The sequence below is a fragment of the Robiginitalea aurantiaca genome, from assembly GCF_030380815.1.
In the GTDB taxonomy this organism is placed as follows: Bacteria; Bacteroidota; Bacteroidia; order Flavobacteriales; family Flavobacteriaceae; genus Robiginitalea; species Robiginitalea aurantiaca.
The window spans coordinates 455103-467904 of sequence record NZ_JAUDUY010000003.1; the positions used below are offsets into that span (position 1 = coordinate 455103).

The window sequence follows — 12802 nt, forward strand, 5'->3', positions numbered from 1 at the left end:
ATGGGTTGTGTGGGATTTCAAGGAGATTGCCTTTCATGTTAGTGTGAAAGGTAGTTAAGCACCGAAATTCAGGCTTGCACTTTCACCTGCCTAACGTAAAGCCAATGTTGTGGCTAGTTACTCTTTCTAATAATCTTAACAATTCTATTATTGATTATTTCTGACAAGTTCCAATTGTACAGTTTAGGATCAGTTGTGCTGTAGAATTCGACAGTAACGGCATCAATATCTTTATGAAATTTTGCAAAACTCTGGTATCCAGGAACCCAACCTGAATGTTCATATTCATAAATGGAAGCATATATTTCCTGTTCTCCAGGCGCGAACAATGATCCATCGTTCAATGCCCTTAGAAAAGTTCCTACATCTTCTGCCGTGGCATGCATACCATAATCGTTCGTCTTTAAATCAGAGGGATATCCTACATGATAGCCACTCATTACATCCTCTAGATTGACTTCGCTTAACGAGGCGAAGGTATTGTTAAGGTTTAGAGGTGTCAGAATTTCTTCCTGAATGAATTGAAAATTTCCATAACCTAATTCATTATCCATTATCTTATTGATTAAAAGATAATTCGTATTGCAATATTCATAGTCTTCCCCGGGTTCAAAGTTGGCCGGCTTGCCTTGAATCAATGCCAGGCTTTCTTCAAAGGTTTCGGTTGGAGCTGCCCAAAAATTTGGGGCGTCCGTAAAATTGGGAATACCGCTTCTATGCTGTATCATTAACCTCAAAGTGATTTTGTCTGAGTTTTCGATTTTTCCCGAAAGTTCCGGTAAATAATCAGCGATTGTTCTATCGAGAGAAAGCCGTCCATCACTCACCAATTTGGTAACCGCTACAGCATCATATAGCTTGCTGATGCTGGCAATCTTAAATAAGGCATCGGGCTTGGCAGGTATCTTAGATTCCCGATCATGCCAACCTGAAGCAAAATATTGAGGCGATTGACCCGCCTGGTCTATATAGACAACTATGCCATCAAACCCATGTCCAATGGCCTCGTCTGCTTGTTCTTGAACAGTGTCGGGTAGCGGTAAAATCCAGGCTTTCACCAAAAGCCATGGTACAAAGAACAGGGAGATTGCCGTACCGGCAAACAAGAGGATTCTGATTATTAAGAGCTTTTTTTTCTTATTCATAGAATATGGAACTACAGTTTATTAAATTGGCCACGACGACCAGGCTATGACACGGCGCTTGAGTGTACAGGCCTTAGCGAACCAGATGTTCTGACTAAGATAAGATTTAAATGCTGGCCCTAGAGAGCGATGGGTTATAGGCGTTATTGTGTGGCCTTTTATTGGAGATTAGTTCCAAAATCTATTCCTTAAATCCGTTTTTTGAAAGTATATCGGAGTACCAGCCATAGGAGATTTCACCTCTATCATAGTACTCTTGTACTTCTTCAATACTTCCCTTATCACCGTAGTCTATCGAGGATTGAAAATTTCCATTTTGGTCATAGTATTCCCATTTTCCAATTTTAACTCTCCAGTCTTTATAGTTTCCTTCAGCTTTCAGATTTCCATTTTCGTAAAACTTTTTTATTGGCCCTTCAACAAGATTGTTGTTATAGTATCCTATTTCTTTATAATTGCCATTTTCATAGTAGTTAATCCATTTACCTTGTCCAAGACCATCAACATACTCTTGCCACGACGAATAATTTCCATTAGGATATTTTGCAAACAAGATTCCGGTAAAAGGTTTGTCCTCACCACGGGCGTAATATCTGTAAACACCATTTGTGTTTTTTCCAGAAGCATTGGCCATGGAAACCTCTCGTCTTGTTTCAGTTTCTTCCATGGATATAGCTTTTTGGGCAAACCCAACGGATTGAAAAATTAAAAATGCGACTAGGAAGGTGACTTTAATAAAATCTTTTTCAATCAGTTCAGTCTTTATGATTTGATCAAAACTCAATGATTTGCCAAGCAAGGAGTTAATTTTGATGACAGCTCCTTTTTTGTTCCATTGAACAAAATTTTTATACCAGAACATTCTACTGAAAAAAAGTGCTGCAGTAAAAACCCAACTCCACTTATCCCTTTATTCATTTTTGGATTTTCAAACGGAATAAATTCAAATATTCCCACAAGTAAGAATATTATGGAAAGAACCAAAATCGTGAGTAAAAACCAATTCTTACTCATATTGTCAAAATGAATTCGTTTCATTAGTCTTTACTATGGCCAACGGCCCGGGTTATGGTTTGTAGCGGCGTTGGATATCGTTTGATTACCAACAATTTAAATCCAGCCGTTGATGGTTTCTCAATTTCAAGTTGGCAAAAATGCAGCTGTAAAATAAAGCCATTGTTGGCAAAAATTTTTATCAGAAATAGTTGAAGAACAGCTCAACAAGAATACCGAGAACAAGACTTAATATACCTATTAACCGGGATAAACGTTTTAGTTCAAATGGGTTTGCAAATGCTAGCCATAGACATAACAGCCCACAAATTGATAAAATCATCGTTCCGTATAAAGGGACGATGCTGTCGAAAAGACCTATTTGATCAAAGAGCGGATCTAGCAAAGCCGTAAATCCAAAAAGAGCTAAAGCGAAATTCGTTTTTTTATGCCCTATAAAAAAGTAGTAACCTGCTATTAAAAGTTCAACACTTATGGCCAAAGGACCGAATTGGTTATAGTATTCCCTTTTAAAATAGGCATCAAATCCTTGAGGAAATTCAATCCTTAATAAAAAGGCAACACTTAAAACAATACCAACGAGTAAAAGTGACAATGAAATAATTTTTCTTTTTCTCATAAGGTCTTTCCAAATGTTTGCCAACGGTCTCGGCTATGAGTAATTGTGTAGGTTAGCACTTTACTATACAAGTATACACCAAGTTGGAAATTTCGTAGGAATTTCCAAAGCAGGCGAGGACAAGCATGTACTTATAGCCATTATTGTACTTTCGTTATTTACACTTTTTATCTTTTAATAGTTCTATAGGTTCTTGCATTTCCTTCTTTAAATTAGACAAATGCTGTTTCTGTCTAATCAGCATGGCTATATACACAATAAGATTGTCCTGAAACTTTAAGAATATTGGATTATTAGGGTCATTTGTCCAGTTGTTTTTTGGCAAAAGGGCAATATGTTCTCTATCAAGCTCTCGCTTTAGATAATCAACATCTTGATATCCAAATTCACTCATTGATTCAAAATCATCCATTCTGTCAATAATGACATTCCGATTTTCTTGAAGTAGATTTAAAATATTGTTCAAAAATGCACTATGCTGAATAAGTCTGTTTTTAAGTTTTAAATCTGTTAACAGTTTTAACTGTCCCGAAGAGGTTATATCTTCAAAAGCAATATTACTGGGAACAAAAACATCTTGTCTTAGAGCAACTACAAATTTATTCAGTATTGTACTTCTGTCATTTGGTATTTTATTTAAATCTGATAACAGCTCTTTGCAGAGCTTTATTTTGTTGCTTATCAGTTCAGAAGTTTCATCAATTAATTTTTCATTTAACTCCAAGTCTTCTAAAATTCTACAGTAATAATCAGCTTCAGCAATCCTATTCTTTCGGTTTTCATTCCAATTATTAATTTGAAGGGCAATCAAAATTCCAATAACAACAAGGATTATCTCTCCTAATGCGTATTGAATATACTTACCAGTTTTATTTTTCTCCATTAGGTCGTAACGTATTTTTCTAAAGAACTTAATCATTGGTTAGTGGTTGGACATAATGAAGCACAACGGTTAGTATAAAATGCGATTTATTGCATTTTATACAGTGTTAGCACTTGTTTTTCTTCTTTCTTTTATTTTGCTTATTCCAAGCATGAGTAGCGTTATAATCAATGCAATAAAAAAGACTGTTGTTGTCATACTTTTAACCACTGAAAAAACTGTTGTGACTTTCGCGGTAAATGGCGAAAAATCAGGAAAATTGTACAACATTGTAATAATTCCAAAATTTTCTATGTAATCAGCTATTCCTGCAATTAGAGGTAAAAAGCAGAGATAGAAAAAGAAAGAGTCTAGTTTGTTTAGTTTTTTTAAAAAGAACCCAATCAATAGGCAATAGCTTATTCCAAAGAGAAATGGATAAATCATATCGACAGGTAGTTGATTCGTTAAATAAACCTGCCTTCCATTTTCTCCTAATGTCCCGAAAAGCATGTTTATGTATTCTAAATCGTATCCTAATGGCATCATGTCCAATAATTTCAGGCCATTTGAAAATGTCATTGTTTTTGGTATTGTAACTGTCAGCATTACGGCATAAACCATATTTGTTAGAAGAAAAAGCAGCAGTACTTTTTTACCGGTCAGATTCGAAACTATAATTTTCCTTATTCTCTCCATTTATTTCTAATAAGTGCCAACTTGTTATATGGAAACTAAAATAACACTTAATCCCTTTAAGTTTCCGGATAAGGATTTATTCAATAAGTCTTTATCCCGGGTACGGAGTTCGAGGAGTGCGCTATCCCACGGACTTTGAACAGCCAGCAGGTCTTTTTTGGCCATATGGGTGTAAATCGTGGTGGTTTCGGGTTTGGAATGGCCAAGCAGTTTTTGTACGAGTCGCAGATTTACCCCGTTCTCGATTTAATGTGCGGCATAGCAATGGCGGAGGGTATAGGGGTTATTCATTTTTCTAATCCGCGAGCGGACTCCAGGAGATACGGCGCTGCGGGCCGTGTTCCTTTGGTCCCCCGCCTGAAAATGCCAAAACCCTTCGCCACCAGAGGTGGCGTGGTTTTTTAATTCCAGTCCCCTTAAGTACGCAAGCTTTCTACGGGGACTGGAAACAAAAAAACCCGCTCCGTATGGAGCGGGTTTTGGCGCTTTAAGTGGTACCTCCAGGAATCGAACCAGGGACACACGGATTTTCAGTCCGTTGCTCTACCAACTGAGCTAAGGTACCTTTACGCGTTAAGAGAATCTTTCCCGAGGAAATAATCCCTTAATCCCTTCGCGCCGGAAGCGCTTTTGAAGGGGTGGCAAATATAAATTCAAATTTAGCATTAACCAACAAAATCTGTAAAAAAGCGGTATGATATTCTTTCAAATTATAATCTTTGTACTATGAATCTCGTCATAGATGCCGGAAACACACAGATAAAGTTCGCTGTTTTCAGAGGGAACAACCTGCTCCACCTGCAAATGGGGCCTCATGAAGACTTCGCGGATCACGTTAAAGGGGTTTTTGAAAAATTCCCCGGAATAACGGATGCCATTATTTCAGTGGTGAGCAACCTTGACCCCCAGTGTGTGGAGGTCCTTACGGTATTTTGCCGTGTTTATGTCCTGAGCCCTCAGAGCAAATTGCCCTTTAAGAATTCCTACGCCACCCCGAATACCCTGGGTCCTGATCGCATGGCCCTGGCTACGGCCGCCTTCTATCACAACCCTAACGGGAATACCCTTGTAATCGATGCCGGTACATGTATTACCTATGATATGGTTAACGACCATGGTGAGTACCTGGGCGGGGCGATATCCCCGGGTCTCTACATGCGTTATAACGCCCTGCACGAGTATACGGACAAATTGCCCAAGCTCACGCCCGAAAACATTCTGGATTTCATCGGAAATGCTACCGAATCCAGTATACACAGCGGCGTTGTAAACGGGATTACCCTTGAAATTGATGGGGTAATTGAGCAGTATTCCAAAAGGTTCCACCATTTAACAGTTATTTTAACAGGAGGGGACGCTCAATTTTTGTCTAAGCGGGTAAAAAATACCATATTTGCCCATTCTAATTTTCTCCTGGAGGGCTTGAACCAGCTGCTGGAATACAACAAAAGCTAGATGGTAAAAAAAATTGTTCTCGCATTACTGTGTTTTGCGACTTATGCGGTGTCGGCCCAGAATGGCACAGTCTCCCCTTACTCCCTGTTTGGTGTTGGTGATCTGATGACTGTTCGGACGGTAGATAACCAGTCCATGGGTGGGCTGGGCATGTATACGGATAGTATCCACATCCACCTGAATAACCCTGCGTCTTTGGGTAAACTGGCCCTCACCTCTTATTCGGCTGCTGTTTCGCATAAGGAAATCCGACTGGAAACAAATGAGGAACAACAGAATACCTCGGTGGCCACCCTGGAATACCTCGCCGTGGCGCTGCCTTTACGGTTTCAGCAGGCTGGCGTGGCTTTTGGGATCAAACCCTATAGTGCCATGGGGTACAGCCTGATCAACGAAACAATAAATGACGAGGGGTCTGAAGTTTCCACCCAATACAATGGGGAAGGAGGCCTGAACCAGGTGTTCCTGTCGACCGGATTCCGGTTAAGGCGGGACTTACATATTGGAGTCACTGTAAATTATTTCTTCGGGAATTTAGAGAAGAGCAGGTTCCAGGTGGTGGAGGATGTCATTTTCGGAACGGTGGACCAGCGAAGGTCCAATGTGAATGGATTTGACTTTAACTACGGTTTGACCTATACTCCCAAATTTGATAAGTATACCTTGTTCACCTCCCTGAGGGTGAATACACAGGCAAACCTCACCTCGGACAATGAACAGCAAATCGGGACACTGCTTCCCGAATCCGGGCAGAATATCGAAATTTTCGATGTGGACCTGGACGATGATAATCTCAGGCGTACCTTTATAAAGATACCCACAACAACGACCATCGGTCTCGGTTGGGGAGAAGATAAACACTGGTTTTTGGGTGCGGAATACAGTTTTCAGAAATACAGTGAATTCGAAAATCCCTTCCTCCAAGAGAACAATACGGAGTATGAAGACGCGAGCAGTTTCGCCCTTGGAGGGTACTGGGTTCCCGATTTTGCGTCTATCGACTCCTATTTCGACCGGGTGACCTATCGGGCCGGCGTTCGTCTGGATAATACGGGTTTAATCGTAAATGATAAGCCGATTGAAAATTTTGGCATAACATTTGGGATGGGTTTACCGATTGGTTCTGACTTTTCCAATTTGAATCTCGGATTTGAAATGGGGAGAAAGGGCACTACAATGAACAATTTGGTGCGGGAGAGTTATTTCAAAATCAGCCTGGGACTCGCTTTTAACGCCAGATGGTTCATGAAGAGGCAGATTAATTAATGAAAAATTACTAATTTACGCACCCCTTAATAAATGACAAGATGAAAAAGAATGTTATCCTGATGATGGTTGCGGTTTTAGGATTCTCAAGTGTTGGCTTCAGCCAGGCTCAGAATCCTGAATGTATGACCAATCTTTCCATTTATGCAGAGCACGCCAAAGTGAAGAATTACGAGGCAGCCTATGCGCCCTGGAAAATGGTTTATGAAGCATGTCCTGGTATCAACAAGGCCAATTTTTCTCTGGGAGAAAAGATCCTGGATTATAAAATTGACAACACCACCGGTGCCGAGAAGAAAGCCTTTGTTGACGAACTCTTAGCGCTTCACGATAAGAGTATGGAGTATTTCCCTAAGAACTATACTCTGGCTAGCGTCAACAGTGATAAGGCCTCCCTGATGTACGACAATAAAATGGCGGACGATGAGGAGATTTACAACATGCTCTCCAAAGCCTTTAAAGAAGACCGGGCCAATTTTGACAACCCCAAGGCCCTCTACCTCTATTTTTCATCCTTAGTGAACCTTCACAATGCAGGAAAAAAGGACCTTCAGGAGGTTTTCGACGTCTATGACGACGTAACTGAGAAGATCGAAGAGGAAAATGAGAAATACCTCGTCCGCATCAATAAGTTGCTCCCGAAAGAAGAGGCGGGAACACTTACAGCTAAAGAAAAGAAGCAGCTGCGGGCCTACAACAGTTATTCTGAGAATTACGGTAAAATCTCTGGCAGTATCGATTCCAAATTGGGAGCGCTGGCGGATTGTGAAAACCTGATTCCGCTGTATAGAAAGAATTTCGATGCGAAGAAAAATGATGTCGAGTGGGTTAAGCGGGCAGTAGGCCGTATGTTCTCTAAAGAATGTACTGATGATCCGTTATTCCGCGAGCTTTTCGAAGCCCAATTGGCTTTGGAGCCTTCGGCAAGTGCTTACCTTTATGGAGGTGCTCTTAAGGCCAAGGACGGCGACAGTAAAGGAGCCCTGGCAGATTTCGACAAGGCGGCAGAACTGGAGACAGATGCTAAAAAGAAATCAGACATCCTCTATAAGTCGGCTACGGTATCGAGAAGGTTCAGCAAGTCGCAGGCAAGAAGTTATGCCAACAAGGCAATTCAGGCGAACCCTTCTAACGGGAAGGCCTATTTACTCATTGCCAGCCTGTATGCTTCCAGTGCCAACGACTGTGGGGAAACACCTTTCGACAAGCGAGCCACTTACTGGTTAGCTGCTGAAACGGCGCGCAAAGCAGGACGTGTGGATCCTTCACTTAGTGGCAGAGCGAGTCAGGCTGCGGCCAGCTACAGCGCGAAAGCACCTTCCAAAACCGATATTTTCAATTCGGGAATGGCAGGAAAATCAGTGACATTGAAATGCTGGATCGGTGCCACGGTTAAGGTGCCCAACCTGTAAGGGATGAAACCTCATATATACGATCGAGTAAGCATTGCCATGGCCCTGTCCGTGGCAATGTTTTTTTTGTCGTGTCAGGACACATATCAGCGCGTTGGGGAAGATCGCCCCGATTTGGTTTATCCCCAGGGTGAAGCCGAGAACTTTACGCTCACCTATACTGAAACAGAAGAAGATTTACAGTCCGAGGGAGAATCGGATTCCAGGGTAATTGCGGTTCTGGAGAGTCCGCATACCCGGGATTATGAAAACCTGAAATTTCCCTATCGCACCTTTCCCGATGGCCTTTTGGTCACCTATTACGACCAGGAAGGCAAGAAGAGTACGATCCGGGCAGATTACGCCATAGTCTACACGGAAACAGATCTGGTTGACCTGCAGGGGAATGTAGTGGTTGAAACGCACGATGGGAAAGTGCTGGAGACCCCTCAGTTATACTGGGATCGGAAGACGCAATGGATTTTTACCCAGGAGCGTTTTACCTTTACCAATCCGGAAGAGGGTACCGTGCTCAATGGTCGAGGCATGGATTTTAACCGGGATTTTACGTATTTTAATGCACATCAAACCGGGGGCGAAATGCTCGTAAAGGAAGAAGACTCATGATAAAGATCCTCAGATATACCGAATACCTCTATCTGGCAGTAGCTGTTATTTCACTCTACAAAATTGGAGAGTTATGGAGTATCGACCGCAATCAGGCATATATATTTATCTTCTTTGCTGTGGTATCCGTAGCGATGTTTCTTTTTCGTCGGAACTACCGCAAACGCTTCGAGAATCGTCGGGATCAGGAGAAACCCTAAGGCTAGTTATCCATCATGGTGATTATTGTAATCTCACTTTTACTTTCCGCCTTTTTCTCAGGCATGGAAATCGCCTTTGTTTCTGCGAACCGCATCTATCTGGAGATTGAAAAGAAGCAGGAAGGGTTGCTCGCCCGGGTGCTGACCAAACTCACGGCCAGTCCGTCAAAGTTTATCGCAACCATGCTGATAGGCAATAATATTGCCCTGGTGGTCTATGGGTTGTTTATGGGGGATTTGCTGATGGATTGGTTCTATCAGGTGTTGCCCTCCGAAAACATACTGGTGCAGGTACTCTTTGCAGATTTTACCCTGCTTACCCAGACACTAATATCGACCCTGGTCATCCTGCTTACGGCGGAATTCCTTCCCAAAGTCCTCTTCCAGATCTATTCGAATACCTTGCTGAAGGCGCTGGCCATCCCGGCCTATTTTTTTTACCTGGTTTTCTGGCCCGTATCTGCCTTTGTGATTTCGATCTCCGACTTCCTCCTAAAGACTTTTTTTAAAACTGAAGGCGATGAGGTACAACTGGCTTTTTCCAAACTCGAACTCGGGGATTACATCACGGAACAAATGGAAACCGTCGAGGCGCACGAGGAAATGGATTCGGAGATACAAATATTTCAGAATGCCCTTGAATTTTCGGCCGTTAAGGCCCGGGAAGTAATGGTGCCCCGGACCGAAATCACGGCAGTAGAGCTTCATGAGACGCCCAAAAACCTCACCAAGTTGTTTACCCAGACCGGCTACTCAAAAATCCTGATTTACAAGGATACCATCGACAACATCATCGGATATGCCCATTCCTATGAGTTGTTTAAAAAGCCAAAAACGCTTAAAAGTATTCTCCTTCCCGTGGAGTTCGTGCCGGAAACCATGCTGATCCAGAACATCCTGAACGCCCTTACCAAAAAGCGAAAAAGCATGGCGGTGGTCCTCGATGAATACGGAGGGACTTCGGGCATCCTTACCGTTGAGGACATTATTGAGGAACTGTTCGGTGAAATAGAGGACGAACACGACAGTACGGATCTGGATGAAGAGCAACTCTCTGAGAACACCTTCAAGTTTTCTGCCCGCCTGGAAGTCGATTATCTCAATGAGCAATACCGCCTGGATCTGCCCGAAAGTGATGAATACGGGACCCTGGGAGGGATGATCGTCAACGAAACCGGCGAAATACCCGATAAGGATTCGGAGATCCGACTGGGAAAATTCCTCTTCCGCATCCTTGAAGTCTCCAATACCAAGATCGATTTGGTCGCCCTTGAAGTCCTGGAAAGCGACTAGGATTCAGACCCGCGAAGGCTGCCGTTTTTTCCTTTTATTATTGGGTAGAAAATGGTATTTTCGCCCACTGATTTAAAGACCCTTAACATGGCAGTTTTAGAAAATATACGAAAGCGGACGACCGTACTGATCCTCATCATCGGGATGGCGCTTTTTGCATTTGTGATTTCCGGCATCTTCACCGGACCCGGATTAGGTGGTGCAAAGGTGGGCTCCTCAGTGGGGGAAGTCAATGGAGAAGCCATTTCGATTGACAACTTTCGACAAAAAATGGAATTCGCTTCCGGACAATTCGGGAACCAGGCCACTTCAACCCAGATTGTCAACACGGTATGGGACCGGGAGGTGCGAAGTACAATCCTCAATCAGCAATTCGAATCGCTTGGTCTGGATATCGAACAAGATCAGATCATGGAGCTGATTCGCAATAACCCGAGTTTTACGCAGAACCCGCAGTTTCTCGATGAGAACGGCTTCTTCGATGAGACGGCTTTTCGGAATTTTATAGCAGATTTGCGCATCAACGCCCCACAGCAATACAACCTGTGGCTGGAGAACGAACGGGCACTCATTGAGTCTGCCAAGGAACAACGCTATTTCGATTTGGTTCGCGCCGGGGTAGGGGCAACCCTGAAGGAAGGTGAGCTGGAATACCATCTGGCCAACGACCGGGTGGATATTCGCTATGTAAGGGTACCCTACAGCAGCATTCCAGATAGTACAATCAGTATTTCCAAAGAGGAAATTTCCAAATATATCAAGGAACACAAGGACGATTTTCAACAAGAGGCTGCCCGGGATATCCGGTATGTCTTTTTTGAAGAGCGTGCTTCTCAGGCCGATGAAGCGGCTATAGAAGCGGACATGCGAGAGCTTCTTGGCGATCGTATGGAGTACCTGGAAGAATACGATTCCACAGCGACCATTCCCGGTTTCAGGAATACCCCTGACGTTACGGCTTTTCTGGATCGGTATTCAGATACCAAGTACGACACCCTTTACAAGGCTGCAGCCGAATTGCCTGCTCAGTTTGCAGATACGCTGTTGAGTTTGAATGTAGGAGAGATCTACGGCCCCTACCGGGATGGAAATTTTTTCCGTATTACCCGGATGATGGATCGCAAACCAGCCGGATCGGTTAAGGCAAGTCATATCCTGATTACCTATCAGGGAGCGGAAAGAGCCAACCCGGAAATTACACGGACGCAGGAAGAGGCAGCCGAAAGGGCAGAAGAACTCCTCAAGGAAGCCCAGGCAGAGGGTGTTGTTTTCGCAGAACTGGCCAGGGATAATTCAGACGGACCTTCGGCGCCCCGGGGAGGTGATCTCGGCTATTTTGAAGAAGGCATCATGACCCCGAAATTCAACGACTTTGCCTTTCAAAGTGAGGTCGGGACGATAGGTCTGGTCGAGACGGAATTCGGCTACCATATCGTCAGGGTAGATGACAAACGCGATTTGGTACGCATCGCGAATTTTTCAAGGGCAATTGAGCCTTCTGAAGAAACCATCAACGCGTTGTTTACGGAAGCGACTACTTTCGAAATGGCGGTTACCGATGACAAAAAGGGGTATGCCGAAAAAGCGGCGGCCCAGAATTATCAGGTCCGGCCTGTAAACAAACTCAACGCCATGGATGAGAACCTTCCAGGGCTTGGCGCACAGCGCAGAATTGTGCAATGGGCATTTAACGAGACCACTGAAGTGGGCGATGTTCGCCGCTTCGACCTGAATAACGGGTATGCGATAGCACAGTTAACGGCCACTCACGTGGAAGGGTTAATGCCTGTAGAGGATGCTTCGGTTCAGGTCTTGCCAATTCTGAGAAAAGAACGGAAGGCAGCGCAGATCAGGAGCCTGAGCGAGGGTAAAACGATCGATGAAATTGCAACTGCCAACGGCGTTTCTGTTGCCAGTGCCAGTGCCCTGAATGTAAAATCCCCAACGATTGCCGGTGCGGGTCGTGAGCCTATGGTTGTAGGTACGGCCGTTATCATGGACGCGGGGCAGACTTCGGGCCTTATCGATGGTGAAAGTGGTGTCTTTAAACTCGAGGTTACCAATAAGGAAGCGGCTCCGGACATGGAGAATTATGCACCGTATGCGCTCAACCTTCAAAATAGCCTTAGCGGACGGGTGAACACAGAAGTGTATAACGCCCTGAAGGAACAGTCGGAAATTGTGGACAACCGGTCCGTGTTCTACTAGACTGTAAAAAAATTTATAAAAAA

The 12802-nt window shown here is 43.6% G+C and carries 13 protein-coding genes and 1 tRNA gene; 7 read left to right on the plus strand and 7 right to left on the minus strand.

Features of this window, described 5'->3' with window-relative positions; translation table 11 throughout:
- Nucleotides 1–113: 113 nt before the first annotated feature.
- The 7 genes from QU605_RS08470 to QU605_RS08500 form a co-directional block, all read right to left on the minus strand.
- Complete coding sequence (locus QU605_RS08470) at nt 114–1145, minus strand: serine hydrolase domain-containing protein (protein WP_289724856.1); 1032 nt, start codon at nt 1143–1145, stop codon at nt 114–116.
- Nucleotides 1146–1326: 181 nt separating this feature from the next.
- A complete protein-coding gene (locus tag QU605_RS08475) occupies nt 1327–2007 on the minus strand; it encodes a toxin-antitoxin system YwqK family antitoxin (RefSeq protein WP_289724857.1) in 681 nt (226 codons plus the stop codon).
- Nucleotides 2008–2340: 333 nt separating this feature from the next.
- The gene (locus tag QU605_RS08480) at nt 2341–2778 is read right to left on the minus strand and encodes a hypothetical protein (protein WP_289724858.1); all 438 of its coding nucleotides are present in this window, start codon (nt 2776–2778) and stop codon (nt 2341–2343) included.
- 154 nt (nt 2779–2932) lie between these two features.
- Nucleotides 2933–3661, minus strand: a complete 729-nt coding sequence (locus tag QU605_RS08485; protein ID WP_289724859.1) for a DUF6090 family protein — start codon at nt 3659–3661, stop codon at nt 2933–2935.
- Between the two features lie 96 nt (nt 3662–3757).
- Complete coding sequence (locus QU605_RS08490; RefSeq protein WP_289724860.1) at nt 3758–4339, minus strand: hypothetical protein; 582 nt, start codon at nt 4337–4339, stop codon at nt 3758–3760.
- Between the two features lie 24 nt (nt 4340–4363).
- On the minus strand, nt 4364–4585 hold the full coding sequence (locus tag QU605_RS08495; protein ID WP_289724967.1) for a tyrosine-type recombinase/integrase: 222 nt from the start codon (nt 4583–4585) through the stop codon (nt 4364–4366).
- A 246-nt stretch (nt 4586–4831) separates the two neighbouring features.
- Nucleotides 4832–4904 (minus strand) — tRNA-Phe (locus tag QU605_RS08500).
- Between the two features lie 161 nt (nt 4905–5065).
- Between QU605_RS08500 and QU605_RS08505 the strand changes: the two genes are divergently transcribed.
- From QU605_RS08505 to QU605_RS08535, 7 genes are all read left to right on the plus strand, one after another.
- Nucleotides 5066–5794 (plus strand): type III pantothenate kinase, encoded by a 729-nt coding sequence (locus QU605_RS08505; protein ID WP_289724861.1) that lies wholly within the window; start codon nt 5066–5068, stop codon nt 5792–5794.
- Nucleotides 5795–7060 carry a BamG family beta-barrel-assembly machinery protein gene (bamG, locus tag QU605_RS08510; RefSeq protein ID WP_289724862.1) on the plus strand — a complete coding sequence of 422 codons (1266 nt, stop codon included), beginning with the start codon at nt 5795–5797 and terminating at the stop codon, nt 7058–7060. It begins immediately after the preceding gene.
- 41 nt (nt 7061–7101) lie between these two features.
- On the plus strand, nt 7102–8472 hold the full coding sequence (locus QU605_RS08515) for a hypothetical protein (protein WP_289724863.1): 1371 nt from the start codon (nt 7102–7104) through the stop codon (nt 8470–8472).
- Nucleotides 8473–8475: 3 nt separating this feature from the next.
- Nucleotides 8476–9078, plus strand: coding sequence for an LPS export ABC transporter periplasmic protein LptC (lptC, locus tag QU605_RS08520; RefSeq protein ID WP_289724864.1), 603 nt, complete (start codon nt 8476–8478; stop codon nt 9076–9078).
- The gene (locus tag QU605_RS08525; protein WP_289724865.1) at nt 9075–9278 is read left to right on the plus strand and encodes a hypothetical protein; all 204 of its coding nucleotides are present in this window, start codon (nt 9075–9077) and stop codon (nt 9276–9278) included. The genes lptC and QU605_RS08525 overlap by 4 nt, the downstream gene beginning before the upstream one ends.
- A 15-nt stretch (nt 9279–9293) precedes the next feature.
- Nucleotides 9294–10571, plus strand: coding sequence for a hemolysin family protein (locus QU605_RS08530; RefSeq protein ID WP_289724866.1), 1278 nt, complete (start codon nt 9294–9296; stop codon nt 10569–10571).
- A gap of 87 nt (nt 10572–10658) precedes the next feature.
- Nucleotides 10659–12779: a peptidylprolyl isomerase gene (locus QU605_RS08535; protein ID WP_289724867.1), complete on the plus strand. Its 2121-nt coding sequence runs from the start codon at nt 10659–10661 to the stop codon at nt 12777–12779.
- Nucleotides 12780–12802: the final 23 nt, after the last annotated feature.

Excerpts from the sequence above, each read along its gene's own strand:
- lptC (WP_289724864.1), top strand. The coding sequence starts at position 8,476 with ATGAAACCTCATATATACGATCGAGTAAGCATTGCCATGGCCCTGTCC.
- QU605_RS08535 (WP_289724867.1), top strand. The coding sequence starts at position 10,659 with ATGGCAGTTTTAGAAAATATACGAAAGCGGACGACCGTACTGATCCTC.
- QU605_RS08530 (WP_289724866.1), top strand. The coding sequence starts at position 9,294 with ATGGTGATTATTGTAATCTCACTTTTACTTTCCGCCTTTTTCTCAGGC.
- QU605_RS08525 (WP_289724865.1), top strand. The coding sequence starts at position 9,075 with ATGATAAAGATCCTCAGATATACCGAATACCTCTATCTGGCAGTAGCT.
- QU605_RS08480 (WP_289724858.1), bottom strand. The coding sequence starts at position 2,778 with ATGAGAAAAAGAAAAATTATTTCATTGTCACTTTTACTCGTTGGTATT.
- QU605_RS08485 (WP_289724859.1), bottom strand. The coding sequence starts at position 3,661 with ATGGAGAAAAATAAAACTGGTAAGTATATTCAATACGCATTAGGAGAG.
- QU605_RS08505 (WP_289724861.1), top strand. The coding sequence starts at position 5,066 with ATGAATCTCGTCATAGATGCCGGAAACACACAGATAAAGTTCGCTGTT.
- bamG (WP_289724862.1), top strand. The coding sequence starts at position 5,795 with ATGGTAAAAAAAATTGTTCTCGCATTACTGTGTTTTGCGACTTATGCG.
- QU605_RS08490 (WP_289724860.1), bottom strand. The coding sequence starts at position 4,339 with ATGGAGAGAATAAGGAAAATTATAGTTTCGAATCTGACCGGTAAAAAA.
- QU605_RS08475 (WP_289724857.1), bottom strand. The coding sequence starts at position 2,007 with ATGTTCTGGTATAAAAATTTTGTTCAATGGAACAAAAAAGGAGCTGTC.
- QU605_RS08470 (WP_289724856.1), bottom strand. The coding sequence starts at position 1,145 with ATGAATAAGAAAAAAAAGCTCTTAATAATCAGAATCCTCTTGTTTGCC.
- QU605_RS08515 (WP_289724863.1), top strand. The coding sequence starts at position 7,102 with ATGAAAAAGAATGTTATCCTGATGATGGTTGCGGTTTTAGGATTCTCA.